We start from the raw sequence: 20,758 nt of genomic DNA, 5'->3' as shown, positions 1-20,758 counted from the left end.
GGGCCCGATGCCCGGGCAGGACCCAGGAACAGCCAATCGTGAGGACAATTCTCGTTAATTGCCGCCAAAGGGCCGCCCAGGTGTCAGGGTGGAAACACGGGACGCCCCGGTCGAAGTCCCGAACGCCACCCCAATCGCACTCCTATCGGGAGGACTTCTGTGCGCGTTAACACCCTGAAGCGGGCGCTTGTCGCATTCGCCCTGGCGGTGCCGGGAGCCGCGATCGCCACGGTGGTCGCCGCGCCGGCGGCCCATGCCGACGCCTGCTACACGTGGAACCGCAACCTCTACCAGGGGCGCTCCGGCGAGGACGTCCGCCAGCTGCAGATCCGGGTCGCCGGCTGGGCCGGCAACCGGGACATCGTCGAACTCGACGGCCGCTTCGGGCCGAAGACCGCCGCCGCGGTCCGGCGGTTCCAGTCCGCGTACGGGCTGCGGGTCGACGGCGTCGCCGGGCCGCAGACGTACGCCAAGCTCTACGAGCTGCAGGACAACGACTGCACCCCGCGGCACTTCAGCTTCGCGGAGATGGACGACGGCTGCGGCCGCGGCGGGTGGACCGGTGGCCCGCTGTCGCCCGCCCAGACCCGGCAGAACGCCCTGCAGACGATGTGGAAGCTGGAGGCGCTGCGGCACAGCCTCGGCGACAAGCCGCTCTACGTGAGCAGCGGCTTCCGCAGCCGCGCCTGCAACGACCAGGTCGGCGGGGCCTCGGACAGCCAGCACCTCTACGGCAACGCCGCCGACGTGGTCTCCCGCACCAGCTCGCTGTGCGACGTCGCCCGGGACGCCCGCAACCGGGGCTTCAGCGGGATCTACGGCCCGGGCTACCCGGACCACGACGACCACGTGCACGTGGACTCGCGGCGGGAGAACAACAGCGACCGCACGCCGAACACCACCAGTTGGTCCGCGCCGGACTGCGGAATCGGCACCGGCGCCACCCGAGCCGGCCAGGAACCGGCGGATCGGTAGGACGGTCACAGCGACGCCGGCCGGAGCGCGGGTGGGAAGTCCCCGCACCCCGGCCGGCGTCGTCCCGCCCCGGGTCGCCGCGATCGGGCGTAGCTCCGCTCAGCAGGGCAGGCCTCCCGCCCTCCGGCAACGGGGCGGCCGACCCGCCGCGCCGCATCCTCGGCAACGGCTCCGGAAGGTCAATCCCGATAGGCGGCGAGCAGGTCTTCCGCTGACAACGCCCGCACTCCCTCGACGGTCGTCCCGCTGCGGGACACCGCGACCAGCGGCACCTGCTCGTCGGCCCCGGGCAGCCGGGACCGGTGCAGCAGCAGGCGATTCAGATCGTGCACGTCGAAGGGACGATTCTCCAGCCACTTCACCGATCCGACGACCGTGATCCGCTTTGCGATCGGCTCACGATCGGCTCCGACCAGATCGATCTCCGGATCGTTCGTCCGCGTCCAGTAGCCGCCCACCACCGCGGTGCCCTCGGGCAGGTAGCCGTCGGGCAGCCGTCGCAGCGCCTCCCGCACGACTGGTTCGATCGCCCGCCCCCGCCAGGACGTCCAGGACGAGGTGATCCTGGCCAGGGTGAGATCGCCACGGCCGCGCTCAATCTCCGGCAGATGGGGGCCCAGGAAGGACAGCCAGAACCGCAGGTACGGATCGGCGATCGCGTACCTGGTCTCTCTGGACGGCTTCGTCGACAGCGGAAGGGATGCGTCGACGATCCGTTTGTCGGTCAGCAGACGGAGGGCCCTGGTCAGGGATGCCTGGGGAAGGTCGCCAGCCGCTCGGGCGATCGACGAGAAGGTTCGCTCCCCGGAGCCAATCGCCCGCAACACCACGCCGGCCTGCGTCGGTGCGGGAAACTCCGCCGCCAACGCCCGCTCTCCACTGACGAGCAGCGCGGAGGTCGGATCGATCACCGCGTCTGCGAGATAGTCGCGCAACGATGCGCCGACGGGCCATTCGTCGAGGATCAGTGGTAACCCGCCGGAGACCAGGAAGGCGTCGAACGCCTCGGCGGCCGACAGACCGACCATGGCCTGGACGTCAGTCGGGCTGAGCGGCGGAATGACCATCTCGGTTGCCCGCTGGTGAAACGGTCGGCCGTAGTCGTTCAGCGCCTCCATCATCGCCAGATCCGAGCCGATGCAGATCAGCAGCACCGGTCGACGGGACAGCTCCCGGTCGAAGACCTTCTGCAGGGTCCCCTCGAAGCCGGGGTCGGTGGCGATCAGGTAAGGCATCTCGTCCAGGACGACCACGCTGGGTCGGTCCGTCGGCAGCGCGGCCGCGAGCAGGGTGAGTGCCGCGTCCCAGGTCCGTGGTTGCTGCGCTGCGAAGAGGGATGCGTCGGGCAGTGTGGAGCCCACCACCGCCTCGCCGAACAAGGCGAGGTCAGCCGCCGCCGTGGGCTGCGCCGATGCCGTGAAGAACAGATGAGGCACGCCCGCCCGCTCGACGAACTCCTCGACAAGCCGCGACTTGCCGACCCGTCGCCGGCCGCGCATCAGCAGAGCGCGTCCCGGGCGGCCGGCACGCCCACCGTCGCTCACCCGGCCCAGCATCCGGCTCAGCTGAGCGAGTTCCCGGTCACGCCCGACGAATCCGTCCATGCAACCATCCTTGATAGTTCCAAGGGTGAAACCCTCACGGATGAGTGTATCCGCTGGGAGTGGGTCGCGGCACCGGGACGCGTACCGGTGGTGGTGCGGGACGAGCGCAAACGGCAGTACTGGCGGCTGACCCGGTCGGCCGTGCGTCCCTGGCCGGAGGACGCGACTTCTCCTGAGCCGGAGGTCGACGGACGGTAGCGTTGCGTTCGACGGGGCCCTGGGCACGGGGAGCGCGCGATGACCGAGCAGCAGCCGTACCGGGTGGTGACCCGGCACCCCGGCTTCGAGCTGCGCCGCTATCCGCCGTACCTGGTCGCCGAGGTGCAGGTCGAGGGAACGTTCGAGCAGGCCGCCCGGGACGGCTTCCGGCCGCTGGCCGCGTACGTCGGGGGTGCCAACCGGCCCCGCGCCGCGGGCGGGAACGCGGCGCGGCAGGCGGGCCCGGAGACGATCGCGATGACCGTGCCGTACCTCCAGGAGGAGGCCGACCGGCCGGGCTGCTGGCTGCTGCGGTTGGTGCTGCCGGCAGCCTGCGCCCCCGACACGCTGCCCGAGCCGACGGACCCCCGCGTCCGCACCCGGCAGGTCCCCGCGCAGCTCGCCGCCGCGGCCCGGTTCCGGGGCCGGTGGACGGCGCGGGCGTTCGACCGGCGGGCGACCGCGCTCGGCCGGGCGGTCACCGCGGCCGGGCTGCGCCCCACCGACGCGGTCCGGTACGCGCGCTTCGACCCGCCGTGGACGCCCTGGTTCCTGCGCCGCAACGAGGTGGTGCTGCCGGTCGCCGAGTGAGCCCGTGCCGCACCCCGGCACGGACGTCCTCGTTGGAGATTTACCCGCGTCGTTCGCGGGTACCGGCAGGAACGCGCGGGTGACCGCCCGGGCGGGTTCGGAAGGGGGACCACGATGACCTCCGCGGGAAGCGCTGCGGGCGGCGGCACGGGCATCTTCCGCCGCAAGCCGGTCGAGGAGATCGCCGACGAGCGCGACAGCGGGCTGGCCCGATCCCTCGGCCTCTGGCAGCTCACCGCCATCGGCGTGGGCGGCATCATCGGCGCCGGCATCTTCGCCCTGGCCGGGGCGGTGGCGAGCGAGACCGCCGGCCCGGCCGTGCTGATCTCGTTCCTGATCGCCGGGCTCGCCAGCGCGGCCGCCGCCCTGTCGTACGCGGAGTTCGCCGGCATGATCCCGAAGGCCGGCTCGGCCTACACCTACGGGTACGCGGTGCTCGGCGAGGCGGTGGGCTGGTTCATCGGCTGGGACCTGCTGCTGGAGTACACGGCGATCGTGGCCGTGGTGGCCATCGGCATCTCCGGCTACTTCTCGTTCCTCGTGACCGAACTGGGGGCGGAGCTGCCGGCCTGGATGCTGGGCGCCCCGGGCACCGGCGACGGGCACGTGGTGGACCTCTTCGCGATGATCCTCTGCCTGTTCATCGCGTTCCTGCTGAACCTCGGCATCAAGTCCGCCGCCCGCTTCGAGACGTTCGTCGTCGTGTTGAAGGTCGCCGTGGTGCTGCTGGTCATCGTGGTCGGCTTCTTCCACGTCCACACCGCGAACTACTCGCCGTTCTTCCCGTTCGGGCTGAGCGGGGCGTTCACCGGCGCCGCCACGGTCTTCTTCGCGGTCTTCGGCTACGACGCGATGAGCACCGCCGCCGAGGAGTCCAAGGACGCCCGCCGGCACATGCCCAAGGCGATCCTCTACTCGCTGGCCATCTCGATGGCCCTCTACGTGCTGGCCACCCTGGTGCTGACGGGCATGCAGAACTACCGCGACATCGACCCGGAGAGCGGCTTCTCCTCCGCGTTCGCCTCCGTCGGCCTGTCGGGCCTGGCCAGCGTGATCGCCGTCGGCGCGATCATCGGCATCCTGACCGTGATGTTCACCTTCATGCTCGGCGTCACCCGGGTGTGGTTCGCGATGAGTCGGGACGGCCTGCTGCCGGGCTGGTTCGCCAAGGTGCACCCGGTCCGCCGGGTGCCGAGCCGGGTCACCTGGATCGTCGGCGTCGGCTCGGCCCTGATCGCGGGCCTCCTGCCGATCCGGGAGGCCGCCGAGCTGACCAACATCGGCATCCTGCTGGCCTTCGTGGTGGTCTGCGTGGCGGTGATCGTGCTGCGTTACCGCCGCCCCGACGCGCCACGCACGTTCCGGCTGCCGGGCATGCCGGTGGTGCCGGCGCTCGGTGCCCTCTTCTCCCTCTGGCTGATCACCTTCCTCGCCCCGGTGACGTGGCTGCGCTTCGCGGTCTGGTTCGTGCTCGGCGCGCTGATCTACGCCTTCTACGGCTACCGCCGCTCGAAGCTCGCCCGGCGGGGCTGAGGACGGGCCACCGACGCCAGCAGTTCGTCGAGGGCGTCGACCTCCGCCCAGCCGTTCACGGCGATCCCGCCGGCGGCGTCGACGGTGACCTCGATCCGGTCCGGGCTGCCCGACACCGCATCGAGCAGGCCCGGGAAGCGGTCGCCGAGCAGCACGAACTCCTGGTTGGTGGAGCCCACCCAGGGTCGCCGGGTGTCGAGCCGGTCGGCCAGGAACGGCCCGGCGACGAGGAGGTCGGTCGCCGCGAGCAGCGCCGCGACGTCGTCCCGGCCGGCGTCGACCGCCCGGTCCAGCTGTGCTCTGGTGTAGCCGGTGAAGGTCATCACCGAGCGCCCGGCGGCGCGTACGCCGGCGGCGACCGCCGCCAGCGGGGCCGCCTGGTCGAAGGGCTCGCCGCCCAGCAGCGTCAGCCCCTCGGTGCCGGCGTCGAGCACCCGCCGCACCAGGTCGGCCGGGGCAACCCGCTCGCCGCCCCGGAAGCTCCACAGGTGCGGGTTGAAGCAGCCGGGGCAGCGGATGGCGCAGCCCTGCACCCAGACGGCGGTGCGCTCGCCCGGCCCCTCGGCCCGGGTGGCGCCGAGGAACCGGGCCACGGCGACGGTCTCCGCCCCGCCCGCCGCGCGGGGCGCCGGGCCGAGCACCGGCTCGGGTACCGCGCCGGATGCCGGGCCGAGCGCCGGCTCGGGTACCACGCCGGATGCCGGGGAACTCTCAGACATCGAGGACCCGGCCGAGCGGCGGTTGGTGCCCCGGCGCCGGGCCGGCGAGCGGGGCGCAGACCAGGACGTCCCGCAGGCGCGCGTACTCGTGGGGGGCCAGGTTGGCGGCGGCGGCGAACTCGGCGAGGCTGCCGAAGCCGCCCCGCCGGTCCCGCTCGGCCAGCACCTGCTGGGCGCGGTGCGGGTCGAAGCCCGGCAGCGCGGCGAGGTCGTCATGGCCGGCCGCGTTGACGTCCACCGGCCCGCCGGACGGCCGGCCCGTGACCGGTTCGCCGGGCCGGGACACGGGAGCCGCGGCCGGCCCGGTCCCGTAGTAGTCGACGGGCTGGTGCGGCACCATCGTCGGGTCGGCCGGCGGCGACCCCGTCGGCATGAGCGGGTAGGTCGGTGCGGAAGGCGGGTACGCCGGCGCCGACGGATACCCGGGCGACCCCGGCGGGAAGGCCGGCGACGCGGGCGGGTACGCGGACGACGCGGGCGCGTGGACCGGCGACCCGGGCGGGTAGGGCCCGGTGGCGGGCGTGAACGCACCGGCGGGGGCCGACCCGGGAGGCGGGGCCAGCGGGCCGGGCGGGTACGGGCCGCCGGGCCACGGCGCCGCCGGCTGCGGGGCGTACCAGGGGCGGTGGCCGGCCCGCCAACGCAGCCACGCCGAATTGATCAGCGCGGCGTGCAGGATGCCGGCGGCCGTGACGGCCAACAGCGCGCCGACGGCCCAGTCGCTGGCGGCGGCCTCCTTGTCGGTCTCGCCGACGACGACGAAGGACGTCCAGCCCACCACCGTGTAGACGATGCCGGGGATCCACCAGGCCGGCCGCCCGGCGCGGAGCCCCACGTAGATGAACCCGAAGCCGCCGAGGCAGCTACACCCGAACAGCGGCAGCAGCAGCCACCAACTGTGCAGCACCCGCCACTTCAGACTCCCCACCGGCCCGGCCGGGCCCGGGGCGGCCGGTTGCGGCCAACCTGGGCTAGGCGCGCTCGACATCGCGCTGCTCCTGGCGTGCCGTCACGGCGACCCGGGCGTGGTCGGCGGTGTACGCGCTGCTCACCGTCTGCGCCGCCAGCAGGTCCTCCAGCACGGCGACGTAGTCGAGACAGCGGTCGCCGAGCACGTCCCGGGTCTCGGCGCTCACCACGCCCTCGCTGGAGACGGTGACCACGATCCGCGGCTGCCCACTCATCAGGACCTGCCCTCCACGGCGAACACCAGGCGGACGCTCGCGTCCTCGGTGACCTGCTCGGACTCCAGGCGCAGGCCGGCGGCCGGGGCCTGCTCGCGCAGCCGGGCCAGCACGGCCCGCTGGACCTGCCGCCCGTAGGCGGCGTCGATCGCCCGGACCGCCTCGACGGCCCGCTGCTCGTCGACCTCGCCGGTGAAGTGCGCCGCCCAGACGCCGTCCTCGCCGCGCCGGAAGCTCGCCCGCACGCCGGCCCACTCCGCGGTGATCGCGTCCCCGTCGGTGCCGACCACCGCATCCGTGTCGCGCAGCGCCGCGGCGAGCAGCGTCTCGTCCCGCATCCGGGTCTGCACCTGGCAGACGACGCGGCCCTCCCGGTCCCGGCCCGCGGTGGCGCCGTGGGTCGCGGCGACGGCGGCGACGGCCAGCGGCAGGAGTATCAGTGAGACGCTCATCAGGCCCCTCTCCTTCCAGTCGAGGCACACACTAGAACTCGACCGCTCGTCCGCCCTGCCCCCGCTGTGGGGGTGGGCCGGGGCGGGAGCCGCGCGGGCCACCGGGACGGCCGCCGAGGTCCCAGTCCTCGGCCGCGGTGGCGGCGACGGCACGGGTGTCGGCCCAGGAGCGTACGGAGTCGATCCGTTCCGCCTGGGTGACGCTGAGCGGCACCATGCTGACCAGCGCCCGGACCAGGTCGTCGCGGCGCAGCGGACGCCGCTCGGCGAACGCGTCGAAGAGCCCGCCGACGACGGCCTGCTCGATCTCGGCCCCCGAGTAGCCCTCGCTGAGCCCGGCCAACTCGCCGAGCAGGGCGTCGTCGAGGGCCAGGCCGCCGGCGACGGCCGGGTTGCGCAGCCGCCGGGCCAGGTGGACCCGCCAGATCGACGCCCGCTCCGCGCGGGTCGGCAGGTCGACGAAGAAGATCTCGTCGAAGCGGCCCTTGCGGAGCAGCTCCGGGGGCAGCCCCTCGAAGTCGTTGGCGGTCGCGATGACGAAGACGGGCCGCGTCTTCTCCTGCATCCAGGTCAGGAAGGAGCCGAAGACCCGGGCGGAGGTGCCGGAGTCGCCGGCGCCACCGGCGAAGCCCTTCTCGATCTCGTCCACCCACAGCACGCACGGCGCGGTCGCCTCGGCCGTCCGGATGGCGGTGCGCATGTTCTGTTCGCTCGACCCGACGAGCCCGGCGAAGACCCGGCCGACGTCCAACCGCAGCAGCGGCAGGCCCCAGGCCGCGGCGATCGCCTTCGCGGTCAGCGACTTGCCGCAGCCGGGCACGCCGGTGATCAGGACACCCCGGGGCGCGGGCAGCCCGTACGCCGCCGCCTCGGCCAGCCAGGAACCGTCCCGCCGGGCCAGCCACCGCTTCAGGTTCTCCAGCCCGCCGACGTCGGCGAGGTCGACGGTGACGTCGACGAACTCCAGCAGCCCCGACTTGCGTACGGTCTGCCGCTTCTCCTCGTGCACCACGGCGAGGTCGCCGTCGTCGAGCACCCCGTCGTTGACCATGGCGCGGGCGAACGCGTTCTCCGCCTCGTGCAGGGTGAGCCCGAGCGCGGCCTTGGCGAACCGTTCCCGGCCGAGGTCGTCCAGGCCCATCCGGATCCGGCCGCTGGCCGAGTTGGCGGCGATCATCCCGTCCAGCACCCGCCGGATTTCCGCCTCGGTGGGCAGCGGGAAGTCGACGATGGTCACGTCCTTCTCCAGCTCCACCGGGATGTGCAGCACCGGCGAGACGAGGACGAGGGTGCGCGGCACCGGCCCGGCCTTGAAGGCCGCCGCCAGGTCCCGCAGCCGGCGGACCACCCCGGGGCCGCCCCGCTGGTCGCCGCCGCCGTGCGCGGGGTGCAGGTCCTTGAAGATCAGTACGCTCGGGTGGTCGACCCGCAGCGCCGCGTCGAGCGCGTCCTCGGGGTCGGTCGTGCCCTTGCGGGCGACGCCGTCGGGCTGCACGAGCCCCGTCGTCTGCGACCAGGTCCACACCGCGCGGGGCGTGCGGACCGCCATGGCGTCCTGGGCGACCGCGCAGACCTCGGCGACAACCCGTTGTTCCTCGAACGACTCGACGTAGAGGATCGGGAAGCGCGCCTTCAGCAGTTGCGACAGCGCGACCCGGAACGGCACCACCGTCGATCCCTCCCCACACCGCGCACTTGAGCAGCGCAGACTCTAACAGCCGGAGAGATCAGCACCCGGCGGCCGATCGAGCGCGGAATCTCTGGTCCCCGGCCGCGTCGACTGCCCTGCCCGTTCGGTGCCCGCCTGGGCCGGAGCGGGCTCCGCACGAAGATCGCCCGCCCGCTACCGTTCCCGGTCGGGGAGGTGCCGCCGATGTACGTGGTGTCCGTGATCAACTACAAGGGCGGGGTCGGTAAGACCACCGTCACCGCCAACCTCGGGGCCGAACTGGCCAACCGGGGCATGAAGGTGCTGCTCGTCGACCTCGACCCGCAGGCCAGCCTGACGTTCGGCTTCTACGAACCCGACGACTGGCGGGAGCGGCTGCGCGACGGCCGGACGGTGAAGCGCTGGTACGACGGGCTGCGCGGGGACACCCCGGCGGTGACCCTGGGCGAGCTGGTCGTCTCCCCCGGCCCGGCCAACGCGCGGCTCACCGGCGCCGGCCGCCTCGACCTGATCGCGTCCCACCTTCAACTCGTCGACATCGACCTGACCCTGGCTCGGGGCGTGGCCGACGGCGAGGAGTACGACGCCGAGCTGTTCCGGGTGCGCGGCTCCCTCGCCGAGGGGCTGCACGACGACGCGCTGGGCGGCTACGACCTGGTGCTCATCGACTGCCCGCCGAACTTCAACGTGGTCACTCAGTCGGCCATCATCGCCAGCGACCACCTGCTCATCCCCGCGAAGGCGGACTACCTCTCCACGCTGGGCATCGACTACCTGCACGGCAACGTCCGGGAGCTGGTCGACCACTACAACGCCGACGCCCGCCGGTTCGCCACCACCCGCCGGCACCACAAGGTCGCCCCCGGCGTGGCCGGGGTGGTGTTCACGATGATCCAGCTCATGGCGCAGCGGCCGATCGCCGCGCACCAGGGCTACATGGACCAGGTCCGCGCGCTCGGCCTGCCGGTCTTCCCCACCGCCCTGCGGGAGAACGTCACGGCGTTCGCCACGAACACCCCGCGTGGCGTGCCGGTGGTGCTGCGCGACCGGATCACCACCCCGGTGGTCCGCGACGAACTTCGTCAGCTCGCCACGGAGTTCCTCGAACACCTCCAGCCCGAGCGGGTCGTGGCGTGACCGGGCCGGGCCGCGACATCACCGACCTGCTGACCGCGCTGCTGCGGGACCTGCCGGCCGCCGACCTCGCCGCCCTCGTCGAGGGGCGCGCCCGACTCGCGGTGGTGCCGCTCGACGGGGCCCCGGCCGGTCCGCCCACCGCCGCGCGCCCGGCGCCCCCCGCCCGTCGGACCGCCGCACCCGCGCGTCCGGCCGGCCCACAGGCGGGCCGGTCCGGCCCACCCGCGGATCCGGCGGGCCCGGCCGCGCGGCCCGCCCGGCGGGCGGTGCCGGCGGCCGACCCGGCCCGCGCCCGCGCCGCGCTGGCGGCCATGTCCCGCCGCGCCGACGGTACGGCGTACCTCTCCGGCTGGACCGCCCGCGACCTGCGGGCGCTGGCCGCGGGCCTGGAGCTGCGGGGCGTCGCCGGGCTGCGCAAGGCGGACCTGGTCGACCGGATCGTGGACCGCACCATCGGCTTCCGCCTCGACTCCACCGCCATCCGCCGCCGCTGATCCGGCGCGCGAGCCGACCGGCGGGCCGCCGGCCCCTAGGCTGGCCCGTACCAGGGGTCGAGGAGGTCGCATGGGCAGGTGGGTGGCGCTGTTGCGCGGGGTCAACGTCGGCGGCGCGAAGGTCGGCATGGCCGACCTGCGCCGGCTGGTCGCCGGCCTCGGGCACGACGACGTGAAGACCTACCTCCAGAGCGGGAACGTGGTCTTCGGCAGCACCGTGCGCGACGCCGACGCGTTGGCGCGGGGCATCGAGCGGGCGATCGCCGACGAGCTGGGGCTGACGGTGCCGGTGCTGGTGCGCAGCGGCCGGGAGCTGGCGGCGGTGGCCGGCGGCAACCCGTACGCCGACGGGGAGGACGACCCGACGCGGCTGCTGGTCGCCTTCCTCGCGACCGCGCCTGGGAAGTCCACCGTGGACGCCCTGACCGTGCCCGGCGGCGAGAACGTCGCGTTCACGGTCACCGGGCGCGAGGTCTACCTGCACTACCCCGACGGCGGCTACGGCCGGTCGAAGTTCACGAACAACTACCTGGAGAAGAAGCTCGGCGTGGTGGCGACCACCCGCAACTGGCGGTCGGTGCGCGCCCTCGCCGAGCTGGCGACGCCCTGAGCCGGCCGAGCAAGGTCGGGGCGCGCCGCCCCCTGTCAGCGGCGCGCCCCGAGCGTGTGCCGGGCGACCGGTCAGCTCAGGTCGACCCGGATCAGGTTGGTGCCCCGGATGGTGAAGAGGGCGCGCACGCCGTCGGTGACCACCTCGGGGGCGCCGAACCAGGACTGGTTCAGCCCGTCCGCCAGGACGGTCGGCGCCGGCCGGCGGCGGCCCACCCGCACCGTCCAGAGGCGGGTGCCGTCGACGCCGAAGACCCGGTCGTCGATGACGGCCAGCTTGCCGCCGGCCGCGCCGACGTCGACCCGCCAGAGCACCTCGCGGGTACGCGAATCCAGCGCGAAGAGTTCGCCCTCGCTGGTGACGCCGGCCAGCACCCGGCCGATCAGCTTCAGGTCCACGATGACGCCGCCCGAGGTCGGCTCGACGAGCCAGGCCAGACGCTCGGTGCGGTAGTCGAAGTAGCCGAGCCTGGCCCGGCTGGTTGTCGGGGTGGTGCCGTAGCCGTTGCGGATGCTGCCGCCGAGGAAGACGCCGTGCGGGTCGGGGCAGAGCGACTGCACGGTCTGGTCCGGCAGGATGCCCCGCCAGCTGCGGATCCGCTGCCCGTCGTAGATGTTGAGCGCGCCCTCCCAGCGACCGTAGTCCGGCTCGGTGGACATCAGCACCAGGCCGCGGCGCCGGTCGACGGTCAGCGACGTCGGCCGGGTCTGTTCCTGCCCGGCGTCGACCCGGGCCACCTCGGTGGCGGCCCGTCCGTCGACGGGCAGGGTGAGGTAGCGGGCCAGCGTGTAGACGCCCATGTGCACCACGCCCCCGTACGTCTCCATGTCCTTCGCCTCGCCGCCGAACGGCACGCGGAAGGTGTCGAAGGCCGCGGTGGCCTCGGTGGAGACGACCTGCACGCCGAGGGTGCCGCCGACCACGATCCGGTCGCCCGCGTGGCAGAGGGACATCGGCCGTTCGGGGGTGGGGGCGAGGTCCGGCGAACTCATGTCCAGCGCTTCGGTGGTGCGGCTGTCGAGGTCGTAGAGGATGCCGCCGGCCCCCTGCACGGCCCAGAGCCGGCCGTCGTCGAGGAAGCCGATCCGGACGTTCGACGCCTCCGCGATCGGGACGCCGACCAGGGTGGGCGCGGTGTCGCCGAGCCGGAACCGGTAGAGCGAGCCGCTCGGGCGGGTGGTGTAGAAGATCTCGTCGCCGCGGCTGGTGATGCCGACGACGAACGAGTCGTTCGGGGTCTTGAGGATCTGGTGGCGGCTGTGGTCGCGGGTGTCCACGACGAGGATCTCGGCCGTGGGCGAGATGCCGACGACGAGGTGGTCGCCGGCGAGGTGGCAGACCGCGCCGAAGGTGCGGTCGCGCAGTTCGGCGGGGAGGATGTCGGTGCGGGTGCCGGTGGCCCGGTCGTAGGCGACGAGTCCGGCGTGGGATCCGATGCCGCAGTAGACGGTGGTGTCGGTGGCGACCAGGTCGCGGACGTAGGTGTCGTCGGGGTCCATCCGACCGTGGTCGGTGGCCCGGTCGGTCGCCGGGTCGTACTCCCAGAGCTTCGCCGAGGGGTAGGTGCCGACGAAGACCCTGCCGTCCGGGGACGCCTTGACGGTCCAGCCGACCTCCTGGTTCAGGTCGAGCACCCGGGTCACCTCCAGGGTGACGGTGTCCACCTTGAACAGCAGGCCCGGGGAGTACGAGGAGACGAAGAGGTCGGTGCCGACCGCGTCGATGCCCCACAGGCCGGGTACGCCGGGGATGAGGGCGGTCTTGGTGATCCGCCGCTGGGTCAGGTCGTACGCGGCGACCCGGGTGGGCAGGATCTGCCGGGTGGCGAACCAGATCTCGTCGCCGACGCGGACGCCGTTGCCGAAGTTGAGCACCCGGGAGGCCGCGCCGAGGTCGGTGATGGCGACGTCGAACGTCTCGCCGAGTTCGCCGTCCGGGGCGGCGATGGCCGCCCGAGGAGATACGGCTGCCGCCGTTACCGCGCCGAGCCCGGCGAGTAGTGCCCGCCGCGAGAGATTTCCCGACATTGTGCGCCCTTCCGGCTGGGTTCGTCCTGAGCCGACCAAAGCCTTCACAGTTACGGCCCTGACCGTTAAGCGGGAACCCTAGGACCGGAAGAGCCGGTCGTCAACGGGTGACGGACCGGTCGTGCGGTCGCGGCCCGGGGCCGCGACCGCACCGTCCCCTCAGAAGTGGTACGCGGTGTGGTACTCGGGCACGACCACCCGGCTGCGCGGGGACACCCGCCGCACCGCCGCGACGAACCCGTCGAGCCGCTCCCGGTCCTTCGGCGCCACGGGCACCGGGTTGCGCAGCTCCGTCTCGAAGTTGTCGAAGTGCACCGGCACCACGACCTTCGGCCGGTCCAGCGCGTCGAGCAGCCGCTCGGCGTAGTCGGCGGTGGCGGTGCTGCTCGGCAGCGCCACCATGGCCACGTCGGGGGCGAGGCCGGTCAGGTTCCGCGCGACGAAGTCGCTCGCACCCATGAAGAACACCGACGGTCCGTCGGCCACCCGCACCTGGTACGCCAGCGTGTCCCCCTCGGGCAGGTCCGCGATGGTGGCCGGCTTCGCCGGCTGGCTGACCCGTACGCCGGGGAACGCCATCGAGTACGACGCGTTGCGGCTGTGCAGCGAGCTGACCACCTCCACGGTGTACGCACCGAAGTCCAGCACCTCCCCGCCCCGGACCGGGCTGAGCTTCCCCGACGGCAGCCCGTACGCCAGCCCGAGGTGGTAGGCGGTCAGCGTGCCGACGACCCGGGCGCCGGTGCGGCCGGCGATGTGCGGCACGTCCATGTAGTGGTCCCAGTGGGTGTGCGTGACGAGCACCGTCTCGGCCCGGTCCACGAGAGAGTCCACCACGTCGGTGCGGACCTCCAGCGGCGCGGTCGTGTCGAAGGCGCCCCTGAACAACCCGGTGTCGATGCGGCTGAGGAAGGGGTCGACCAGGACGGTGCGGTCGCCGATGTCGATGCGCCAGGCCGTCGTACCCCACCAGCGGAAGCTGACCGGGCCGCGGCGGCGGGAAGCCGGTGCGGCGGCGACCGGGGCGGTGGCGACCGGGGCGGCCTGCGCCGGACCGGCCAGGGCGGTGCCGGCGAGCCCGCCGGCGGAGACCAGCGCGGTGCTGGCGGCGGCGTCGCGGAGGAAGCGGCGGCGGTCGAGGTTGGGCATGCGGAACTCTCCCCGTCGTGGTGCTGATCGGTCGGTGCCGAGCCAACCAGCACGCCCCCCGCCGGGTCCAAGATCCACGACCGGAACGGCCGATACCCGCCGGCATATCGGACCAGCTCAGCGGGGCCGGGCGCGGCTCGCCCCGGCCGGAAATCAGCGGGCGCGCAGCGCCTCGACGGCGGTGCGGGCCGCCTCGCCCATCGCCAGGTCGACGTCGATGCGGCGGGTGGCGAGGTGGGCGGCGCGGGCGAAGACGGCGATCGCGTACCGGCCGCCGTCGGGGTACTCGGCCACCCCGGCCTCCAGGTGCAGCCCCGGCAGGCTGCCGGTCTTGCCGGCCACCCGCACCCCGGGCGGGAAGCCGGCGGCCAGCCGGGTCCAGAAGAGCTGCCGGGCCATCCAGCCCCGGACCATCGCGCACGCCTCGGGCGGGCCGGCCTCGTCCCGCCAGACCAGGCCCAGCAGCCGGGTGATCTCGCGGGCGGTGCTCGACGTGGTGTGCGCGGGGTCGAACACCCGCATCGCGCGGACCCGCTCGGCGGACAGCGTGGGGAAGATCCGGGCGAAGTCCGCCTCGGTGCGCGCGCCGACGTCGGCGAGCATCATCTCCACCAGGTGCCGGGGGCCGCCGACGATCCGGGTGCGCGGCAGCCCCAGCTCGGCGGCGAGCATCGGCAGCACGTCCGCCCCGACCCGGCGCAGCAGCAGGTCGGCGGCGGTGTTGTCGCTGACCGACATGGCGAAGTAGGCCAGGTCCCGCAGCGACACCTCGGCGTCGTCGGCGCAGCCGGCGATCCCCCACCCGCCGAGCCGGTCGGCGGCGGTGACCAGCACCCGCTCCTGCGGGTCGAGCTGGCCGGCGACGACCTGCCGCGCGAACTCCAGCACCAGCAGGATCTTGAAGATCGAGGCGATCACCACCTGCTCGTCGGCCCGGACCGCCACCTCCCGCCGGCCGCCGGGCCGCCCCGCGCCGTCGTCGGCCGCGTCGAGGTCGACCACGTGCAGGCAGCCGGTGACCCCGACCCGTTCGAAGATCTCCGCGATCCGCTCCGTCACCACGCTGCGCACGCTAGCCGCCCGCGTCGGGGCGCTGGCGTAGGGTCCGGCCGTGGACCTGCTCCGGCACCTACGGCACTTCGTGGTGGTCGCCCGCGAGCTGCACTTCGGCCGGGCCGCCGAGCTGCTCGGCATGGCCCAGCCGCCGCTGAGCCAGTCGGTGCAACGCCTGGAGCGGGAGCTGGCGGTGGAGCTGTTCGACCGGTCCCGCCGCCAGGTGCGCCTGACCACCGCCGGTCAGCTGCTGCTCGGCGAAGCCGAGGACCTGCTCGCCGGGGAGGGCCGGCTGCGCAACCTGATGCGCCAGGTGCGCGAGGGGGTGTCCGGGGTGCTCCGGGCGGGGGTGCCCCCGGAGACGCCCGCGGTGACCCTGCGCGAGCTGCTCGACCGGCTGGCCGACCGGGCGCCCGGGCTCGACGTGGACCTGCACGAGCTGACCAGCGGCGAGCAGGAGCGGATGCTGGCCGAGGGGCGGCTGGACGTCGGCCTGCTCCACCATCCCGTCACCGACGAGGGGCTGCGCCTCGGCGCCGCCGTCGACGTACCGCTGGGGGTGCTGCTGCCGCGGGCGTCGCCGCTGGCCCGGGACCGGGAGGTGGAGCTGGCGGCGCTGGCCGGCCTGGACCTGGTCACCGCGCCCCGGGCCACCGCGCCCGGCTGGCACGACCACCTGCTCGACGTCTGCCGCCGGCACGGGTTCGCGCCGGCGCGGGTCCGCCCGGCGCGCAACCCCGAGTTCCTCTTCGGGCTGGTGCTGGCCGGCGGCGGGGTCGCCGTCGAGCCCGCGGCGACGGCCCGCCGGGAACCCCGGATCGCCTGGCGGCCGATCGCCGGGTCGCCGCTGGTCAAGCGCACCTCCGCGGCCTGGCCGCGCCGGGGCGCGCACCCGGCCGCGCCGATGTTCGGGCAGCTCGCGGCGGAGGTGCTGGCCGACGGGTCCGCGCCCCCGGCGCCGCCGCCCGTGCCGGCGCCCCGGCCCTGGCCGGTGCTCTTCGACGAGCCGGCCTGAGGCCGGGATCACCGGTTGGAACACCTCGGATCAGGGGTACGCCAGGGGATGGCCCGCCGGGCGTGGAAGCGCTTCCGCGCACCCGGCTTCGTGACGACCGGCGAAGGAGCCCCGATGGTGAGCGCGATCCCCATCATCTCCCTGAACGACGGCAACACCATCCCGCAGTTCGGCTTCGGGGTGTTCCAGATCGATCCGAAGGACACCGTCGCGGCGGTCCGCAAGGCCCTGGAGGCCGGCTACCGGCACATCGACACCGCCGAGATGTACGGCAACGAGGCGGAGGTGGGCCAGGCGGTCCGCGAGTCGGGGCTGGACCGCGACGAGGTCTTCGTGACCAGCAAACTGAGCAACGCCTTCCACCGGCCCGACGACGCCCGCAAGGCGTTCGAGTCGACGCTGGCCGCGCTGAAGATGGACCACATCGACCTGTTCCTGATCCACTGGCCGCTGCCCACCCGCTACGACGGCGACTTCGTCTCGACGTGGAAGGCGCTGGAGGAGTTCCAGCGCGACGGCCGGGCCCGCTCGATCGGGGTGTCGAACTTCCAGGTGCCGCACCTGGAGCGGCTGGCCGCCGAGGCGGACGTGGTGCCGGCGGTCAACCAGGTCGAGGTCCACCCGTACTTCGGCAACGAGGAGGTGCGCGCGTACGGCCACCGGCACAACATCCTCACCGAGGCGTGGTCGCCCATCGCGCAGGGCAAGGTGCTGGGCGACCCGACGGTGGTCGACGTCGCCGACATGGTCGGCCGGACCCCGGCCCAGGTGGTGCTGCGCTGGCACGTGCAGCGCGGCGACATCGTCTTCCCGAAGTCGACCACCCCGGAGCGGATCGAGGAGAACGTCCGCATCTTCGACTTCGAGCTGGACGACGCGGCGATGGAGCGGATCACCGGGCTGGACCGGGGCGAGGCCGGCCGGCAGGGCGGGCATCCGGACACCTTCGACTACGTGCCCGCGTAACGCGACACGGCGGGACGGCGCAGATAGAAGGGGGCCGGACGGCCCTCTCCCACCGTACGAAAGGACAGCGCCGCCGCGATGATGCGCCGCACTCCTCTGGTCCTGCTCTCGTTGCTGGCCCTGGCCGGGTCCGCCGCCTGCGCCCCCAGCCGGGCCGCCGACGCCCCCCGCTGGTCCGCGCCGGCGTCGTCGGCCTCGCCGACCGCGTCGCCGCCGCGCCCCGCCCCGACCTCCACCGCCGAGGTACGCAGCCGGGTCACGGCGGCGATGCTGACGCTGGGCACGGAGTTCCACCCGGAGACGGCGGAGCACACCGAGGAGAACAGCGACGCGTGGAAGCTGATCTCGCTGTGCCGGGACGCCCTGCCCACGGACCGCAGGCGCACCGCCCACCGGGAGCGGATCTGGGACGGCGAGACCGTGTGGATCCGGCAGTACGTGGTCGGCTACCTCAAGGCGCCCGGCCGCAAGCTCGCCGACGAACTGCGAACCGTCCTGAAGACGTGCGAGAAGTACGAGGTGCCGGACGACGGCCGCACGTCGATGATCGTGCGGCCGTCACCCCCGCCGGTGCCGAACGGCCCGGACGTCGTCACGTTCTGCGAGAAGCTGATCGGCCAAGCCACGCGCCACCAGTGCACGCTGTTGCTGGCCCGGGGCAACTTTGTGGTCCAGGTGGACGTCTCGGCGGCCGACGGTGACCTGGCCGCCGGCGCCGCGCTGCTCGCCAAGGTGGCCCCGCTGGCGACCGCCGCGCTGGAGAAGGCCGCCTGAGCCTCCGCCGCGCCGCAGCAGGCCACCCGAGCCTCCGCCGCGCGGCGGCAGGCCACCCGAGCACCCGCCGCGGGGCGGGCGCGGCAGCGACCGCGCCCGCCCCTCCCCCCGACCCCCCCGGGTCAGATCCGGCCCACGGAGTCCTGGTTCTGCAACACCAGCCACCGGCCGTGCTCGTAGGTGAAGCTGACCCCGATCAGCAGCGGCACCCGGGTGCCGGTCGCGGGCACCGCGTAGACGGAGTCGAACAGCACGAACCCGGTGCGGCAGCCCACCACGGTCCGCTTCGCGACGCTGAACGACTGGGTCCAGGAGTCGTCGGCGAAGAACCCGCGCAGCCAGTCCACGGTGGCCTGCTTGCCGTCCAGGACCTCCCCGTCGGAGGCGAAGACCGAGGTGACGTCGGGGTGCAGCAGGGCCGCGAAGCCGTCCAGGTCACGCCGCGCGGTGGTGTCCACGTACGCCTGGACGGCACGGTCGAAGGCGCGCTCGCAGCCGTGGGCGCTGGCGTCGCCGTCCCCGGCCGTCGCATCGTCGGGGGCCGCCGACACGGCCGCGGGGACTGCGGCGAGCAGGCCGGCGGCGAGCCCGACCAGGGCGAGCGTGCGGCCGAGCCGGCCGGCGGTACGGGCGGAGACGGGTGGGCGCATCGCATGCTCCTCGGCGACGAGTGGGTCGGTCGGGTGGCAGCCAACCCCGCTCACGGCGCACCCGGCCACTGATTCGACCCTGGTCGAATGCCAGACACCACACCGACGACGCCGCCGGTAGGATCCGCCTGTGCTGGTCGCGCATCTGGACGGCCCGACTCTCGCCCGGCTCCGCCTGGCGACCTCGCCGGCGGCGGAGGTGACATCCTGGCTCCAGGCCGCGCTGTCGCCGTTCGGGCACCCGGTGCACGGCGATCCCGGCCCGGCCGCGCGGGCCGCCCTGCGGCACCCCGACGTGGCCCTGGTCGCGCAGCTGGTCACGCCGCCCGGCCGGGGCGGCTACACACCGGACCTGCTCACCCCGAAGCCGCCGCTGGGCCCGCCCGACGCCGTGTTCGAGGAGCAGTTGGCGGCGGCCGAGGCGACGTCGGCCGGCGAGGTGGCCGTGCAGGTGCACGAACGTTTCCCGGCCGGCCGGATGCCGGTGTGCGTCCGCGCGGCGGTCGACGACGGCACCCTCGCTCGGCGGGTCGCCGACGGGCTCCGGCACTTCTGGCGGGCCGCGCTGGCCGACCAGTGGCCGGCGCTGCGCGCCATGCTGGAGGCGGAGCTGGCCCTGCAGGCCACCACGATGGCGACCACCGGGGTGGGCAGCGTGCTGAACAGCCTGCACCCGAGGCTGGCCTGGACCGGCCGGGCGCTGACCATCGACAGCTCGTACCGGATCACCACGGCGCTCGCCGGGGCGGAGCTGGTGCTCGCGCCGTCGGTGCTGGCCTGGCCGCACATCTCGACGCAGCTCTGCGACGCCGGCAACGCGGTGCTGGTCTACCCGCTCGGCGCCAGGCAGGCCGGCCAGCGCCGGGGCGGGCTCGGTGAGCTGGTCGGCGCGAGCCGGGCCGCGATCCTGGCGGACCTGGACGTGCCCCGCTCCACCCGGCAGCTCAGCGAACGGCACCAGCTGGCCCCGGCCACCGTCTCCTACCACCTGGGGGTGCTGCTGCGGTCCGGTCTGGTGCTCCGGAGCCGCGACCGGCACAGCGTGCTCTACCGGCGCTCGGCGGACGGGGAGGAGCTGGTGGGCCGCCGGCCGGGTCAGGAGCCGACGCGCTCGGCGAGCCGACGGAAGACCGCCTGGGTGGGCGAGCCGGGCTCGGGGACGTAGACGATCAGCCGCTGCCCGGTCTCCGGCACGTGCAGCACCCGGCACTCGAACTCCAGCGGCCCGGTCTCCGGGTGCGTCACCCGCTTGACCACCGGGCGGCGCTCCTCGACGTCGTGCTCGGCCCAGAACTGCGCGAACCGGGGTGCGGTGCCGAGCAGCTCCGTGACCAGCTCCGCGAGGCCCCGGTCGGCGGGGTGGCGGCCGTAGGCGGCGCGCAGGTCGGCAACCGTGCTGCGGACGAAGCACAGGGTGTCCGGGTCGGACCAGTGCGGGTCGTCGGCGGGGCGCCGGAACATCCAGCGGACCATGTTGCGGTCGGCGCCGGGCACCGTGGACAACCCGCCGAAGAAGTACTCGGCCAGCCGGTTCCAGGCCAGCACGTCGTACCGGGCGTCGACGACGTACGCCGGGGTCTCGGTCATCGCGTCGATCAGGTGGCGCAGTCCCGGGTCCACCTCGCGGCTCGGCCCGGCCGTGGGCGGCGGGCTCTGGCCGGCGATCCGGAACAGGTACGCGCGCTCGTCGCGGGTGAGCAGCAGCGCCCGCGCCAGCGCGGCCAGCACCTGCCCGGACGGGTGCGGGCCGCGGCCCTGCTCCAGGCGGATGTAGTAGTCGACCGACATCCCGGCGAGCTGGGCCACCTCCTGCCGGCGCAGGCCGGGGGTGCGGCGGCGTACCCCGTCGGGGAGGCCGACCTCGGCGGGGCGCAGCCGGGCGCGGCGGGTGCGCAGGAAGGCCGCGAGCTCGTCGCGGCGCAGCCCGGTCGTCGTCATGTCTCCAGCCTGCCGTACGC

Annotated in this window: 21 protein-coding genes; 10 read left to right on the top strand and 11 right to left on the bottom strand. The window is 74.0% G+C overall.

Going from position 1 to position 20,758, the window contains the following annotated elements; genetic code table 11:
- The first annotated feature begins 159 nt into the window (after positions 1 to 159).
- The gene (locus ACGF5C_RS06960; protein ID WP_393297535.1) at positions 160 to 975 is read left to right on the top strand and encodes a D-Ala-D-Ala carboxypeptidase family metallohydrolase; all 816 of its coding nucleotides are present in this window, start codon (positions 160 to 162) and stop codon (positions 973 to 975) included.
- Between the two features lie 179 nt (positions 976 to 1,154).
- On the opposite strand, the gene ACGF5C_RS06955 is transcribed toward ACGF5C_RS06960, so the two are convergent.
- Positions 1,155 to 2,579, bottom strand: a complete 1,425-nt coding sequence (locus ACGF5C_RS06955) for an ATP-binding protein (RefSeq protein ID WP_393297532.1) — start codon at positions 2,577 to 2,579, stop codon at positions 1,155 to 1,157.
- Between the two features lie 237 nt (positions 2,580 to 2,816).
- Here ACGF5C_RS06955 and ACGF5C_RS06950 point away from each other — a divergent pair, with 237 nt between their 5' ends.
- A complete protein-coding gene (locus ACGF5C_RS06950; protein WP_393297530.1) occupies positions 2,817 to 3,368 on the top strand; it encodes an SOUL family heme-binding protein in 552 nt (183 codons plus the stop codon).
- Between the two features lie 114 nt (positions 3,369 to 3,482).
- Positions 3,483 to 4,901 carry an amino acid permease gene (locus ACGF5C_RS06945; RefSeq protein ID WP_393297528.1) on the top strand — a complete coding sequence of 473 codons (1,419 nt, stop codon included), beginning with the start codon at positions 3,483 to 3,485 and terminating at the stop codon, positions 4,899 to 4,901.
- On the opposite strand, the gene ACGF5C_RS06940 is transcribed toward ACGF5C_RS06945, so the two are convergent.
- From ACGF5C_RS06940 to ACGF5C_RS06920, 5 genes are read right to left on the bottom strand one after another with little or no spacing between them, the layout of a single operon-like run.
- Positions 4,868 to 5,620, bottom strand: a complete 753-nt coding sequence (locus ACGF5C_RS06940; protein WP_393297526.1) for a 4Fe-4S cluster-binding domain-containing protein — start codon at positions 5,618 to 5,620, stop codon at positions 4,868 to 4,870. The two genes, ACGF5C_RS06945 and ACGF5C_RS06940, sit on opposite strands and share 34 nt — an antisense overlap.
- Positions 5,613 to 6,548 carry a helix-hairpin-helix domain-containing protein gene (locus ACGF5C_RS06935; RefSeq protein WP_393297523.1) on the bottom strand — a complete coding sequence of 312 codons (936 nt, stop codon included), beginning with the start codon at positions 6,546 to 6,548 and terminating at the stop codon, positions 5,613 to 5,615. The genes ACGF5C_RS06940 and ACGF5C_RS06935 overlap by 8 nt, the downstream gene beginning before the upstream one ends.
- Before the next feature lie 43 nt (positions 6,549 to 6,591).
- Positions 6,592 to 6,804 (bottom strand): DUF2997 domain-containing protein, encoded by a 213-nt coding sequence (locus tag ACGF5C_RS06930; protein ID WP_393297520.1) that lies wholly within the window; start codon positions 6,802 to 6,804, stop codon positions 6,592 to 6,594.
- Positions 6,804 to 7,256 carry a hypothetical protein gene (locus ACGF5C_RS06925; protein ID WP_393297517.1) on the bottom strand — a complete coding sequence of 151 codons (453 nt, stop codon included), beginning with the start codon at positions 7,254 to 7,256 and terminating at the stop codon, positions 6,804 to 6,806. Before ACGF5C_RS06925 ends, ACGF5C_RS06930 begins: the two co-directional genes overlap by 1 nt.
- 31 nt (positions 7,257 to 7,287) lie before the next feature.
- Complete coding sequence (locus tag ACGF5C_RS06920) at positions 7,288 to 8,925, bottom strand: AAA family ATPase (RefSeq protein ID WP_393297514.1); 1,638 nt, start codon at positions 8,923 to 8,925, stop codon at positions 7,288 to 7,290.
- A gap of 204 nt (positions 8,926 to 9,129) precedes the next feature.
- On the opposite strand from ACGF5C_RS06920, the gene ACGF5C_RS06915 reads away from it, so the two are divergent.
- The 3 genes from ACGF5C_RS06915 (at position 9,130) to ACGF5C_RS06905 (ending at position 11,166) form a co-directional block, all read left to right on the top strand.
- Positions 9,130 to 10,062, top strand: coding sequence for a ParA family protein (locus ACGF5C_RS06915; protein ID WP_393297511.1), 933 nt, complete (start codon positions 9,130 to 9,132; stop codon positions 10,060 to 10,062).
- A complete protein-coding gene (locus tag ACGF5C_RS06910) occupies positions 10,059 to 10,556 on the top strand; it encodes a hypothetical protein (protein ID WP_393297508.1) in 498 nt (165 codons plus the stop codon). Before ACGF5C_RS06915 ends, ACGF5C_RS06910 begins: the two co-directional genes overlap by 4 nt.
- 70 nt (positions 10,557 to 10,626) lie before the next feature.
- Positions 10,627 to 11,166, top strand: a complete 540-nt coding sequence (locus ACGF5C_RS06905; protein ID WP_393297505.1) for a DUF1697 domain-containing protein — start codon at positions 10,627 to 10,629, stop codon at positions 11,164 to 11,166.
- A gap of 71 nt (positions 11,167 to 11,237) precedes the next feature.
- On the opposite strand, the gene ACGF5C_RS06900 is transcribed toward ACGF5C_RS06905, so the two are convergent.
- From ACGF5C_RS06900 to ACGF5C_RS06890, 3 genes are all read right to left on the bottom strand, one after another.
- Positions 11,238 to 13,193, bottom strand: a complete 1,956-nt coding sequence (locus tag ACGF5C_RS06900) for a hypothetical protein (RefSeq protein ID WP_393297502.1) — start codon at positions 13,191 to 13,193, stop codon at positions 11,238 to 11,240.
- A 159-nt stretch (positions 13,194 to 13,352) separates the two neighbouring features.
- Positions 13,353 to 14,342: an MBL fold metallo-hydrolase gene (locus ACGF5C_RS06895; RefSeq protein WP_393297498.1), complete on the bottom strand. Its 990-nt coding sequence runs from the start codon at positions 14,340 to 14,342 to the stop codon at positions 13,353 to 13,355.
- Between the two features lie 153 nt (positions 14,343 to 14,495).
- The gene (locus ACGF5C_RS06890; RefSeq protein ID WP_393297495.1) at positions 14,496 to 15,404 is read right to left on the bottom strand and encodes a serine hydrolase; all 909 of its coding nucleotides are present in this window, start codon (positions 15,402 to 15,404) and stop codon (positions 14,496 to 14,498) included.
- A 49-nt stretch (positions 15,405 to 15,453) separates the two neighbouring features.
- Between ACGF5C_RS06890 and ACGF5C_RS06885 the strand changes: the two genes are divergently transcribed.
- The 3 genes from ACGF5C_RS06885 (at position 15,454) to ACGF5C_RS06875 (ending at position 18,150) form a co-directional block, all read left to right on the top strand.
- Positions 15,454 to 16,410, top strand: coding sequence for a LysR family transcriptional regulator (locus ACGF5C_RS06885; RefSeq protein ID WP_393297492.1), 957 nt, complete (start codon positions 15,454 to 15,456; stop codon positions 16,408 to 16,410).
- 114 nt (positions 16,411 to 16,524) lie between these two features.
- Positions 16,525 to 17,376, top strand: coding sequence for an aldo/keto reductase (locus ACGF5C_RS06880; RefSeq protein ID WP_393297489.1), 852 nt, complete (start codon positions 16,525 to 16,527; stop codon positions 17,374 to 17,376).
- Between the two features lie 81 nt (positions 17,377 to 17,457).
- The gene (locus tag ACGF5C_RS06875; RefSeq protein WP_393297486.1) at positions 17,458 to 18,150 is read left to right on the top strand and encodes a hypothetical protein; all 693 of its coding nucleotides are present in this window, start codon (positions 17,458 to 17,460) and stop codon (positions 18,148 to 18,150) included.
- Between the two features lie 122 nt (positions 18,151 to 18,272).
- Here the strand turns inward: ACGF5C_RS06875 and ACGF5C_RS06870 are convergent, their stop codons facing one another.
- The gene (locus tag ACGF5C_RS06870; RefSeq protein WP_393297483.1) at positions 18,273 to 18,800 is read right to left on the bottom strand and encodes a nuclear transport factor 2 family protein; all 528 of its coding nucleotides are present in this window, start codon (positions 18,798 to 18,800) and stop codon (positions 18,273 to 18,275) included.
- 130 nt (positions 18,801 to 18,930) lie between these two features.
- Between ACGF5C_RS06870 and ACGF5C_RS06865 the strand changes: the two genes are divergently transcribed.
- Positions 18,931 to 19,965 carry a DUF5937 family protein gene (locus ACGF5C_RS06865; protein WP_393297480.1) on the top strand — a complete coding sequence of 345 codons (1,035 nt, stop codon included), beginning with the start codon at positions 18,931 to 18,933 and terminating at the stop codon, positions 19,963 to 19,965.
- Here the strand turns inward: ACGF5C_RS06865 and ACGF5C_RS06860 are convergent.
- Positions 19,896 to 20,738 (bottom strand): helix-turn-helix transcriptional regulator, encoded by an 843-nt coding sequence (locus tag ACGF5C_RS06860; protein ID WP_393297477.1) that lies wholly within the window; start codon positions 20,736 to 20,738, stop codon positions 19,896 to 19,898. The two genes, ACGF5C_RS06865 and ACGF5C_RS06860, sit on opposite strands and share 70 nt — an antisense overlap.
- Between the last annotated feature and the right edge of the window lie 20 nt (positions 20,739 to 20,758).

Source organism: Micromonospora sp. NPDC047620, from assembly GCF_043205005.1.
Classification (GTDB): domain Bacteria; phylum Actinomycetota; class Actinomycetes; order Mycobacteriales; family Micromonosporaceae; genus Micromonospora.
Note: the sequence above shows the minus strand (reverse complement) of the source record. Positions and strands in the feature narration are given on the sequence as shown.

Bases quoted from the DNA above. Each gene is read 5' to 3' on its own strand.
- ACGF5C_RS06875 (WP_393297486.1), top strand. From the start codon at position 17,458: ATGCGCCGCACTCCTCTGGTCCTGCTCTCGTTGCTGGCCCTGGCCGGG.
- ACGF5C_RS06955 (WP_393297532.1), bottom strand. From the start codon at position 2,579: ATGGACGGATTCGTCGGGCGTGACCGGGAACTCGCTCAGCTGAGCCGG.
- ACGF5C_RS06925 (WP_393297517.1), bottom strand. From the start codon at position 7,256: ATGAGCGTCTCACTGATACTCCTGCCGCTGGCCGTCGCCGCCGTCGCC.
- ACGF5C_RS06915 (WP_393297511.1), top strand. From the start codon at position 9,130: ATGTACGTGGTGTCCGTGATCAACTACAAGGGCGGGGTCGGTAAGACC.
- ACGF5C_RS06945 (WP_393297528.1), top strand. From the start codon at position 3,483: ATGACCTCCGCGGGAAGCGCTGCGGGCGGCGGCACGGGCATCTTCCGC.
- ACGF5C_RS06870 (WP_393297483.1), bottom strand. From the start codon at position 18,800: ATGCGCCCACCCGTCTCCGCCCGTACCGCCGGCCGGCTCGGCCGCACG.
- ACGF5C_RS06930 (WP_393297520.1), bottom strand. From the start codon at position 6,804: ATGAGTGGGCAGCCGCGGATCGTGGTCACCGTCTCCAGCGAGGGCGTG.
- ACGF5C_RS06940 (WP_393297526.1), bottom strand. From the start codon at position 5,620: ATGTCTGAGAGTTCCCCGGCATCCGGCGTGGTACCCGAGCCGGCGCTC.
- ACGF5C_RS06950 (WP_393297530.1), top strand. From the start codon at position 2,817: ATGACCGAGCAGCAGCCGTACCGGGTGGTGACCCGGCACCCCGGCTTC.
- ACGF5C_RS06905 (WP_393297505.1), top strand. From the start codon at position 10,627: ATGGGCAGGTGGGTGGCGCTGTTGCGCGGGGTCAACGTCGGCGGCGCG.
- ACGF5C_RS06895 (WP_393297498.1), bottom strand. From the start codon at position 14,342: ATGCCCAACCTCGACCGCCGCCGCTTCCTCCGCGACGCCGCCGCCAGC.
- ACGF5C_RS06860 (WP_393297477.1), bottom strand. From the start codon at position 20,738: ATGACGACGACCGGGCTGCGCCGCGACGAGCTCGCGGCCTTCCTGCGC.
- ACGF5C_RS06900 (WP_393297502.1), bottom strand. From the start codon at position 13,193: ATGTCGGGAAATCTCTCGCGGCGGGCACTACTCGCCGGGCTCGGCGCG.
- ACGF5C_RS06880 (WP_393297489.1), top strand. From the start codon at position 16,525: ATGGTGAGCGCGATCCCCATCATCTCCCTGAACGACGGCAACACCATC.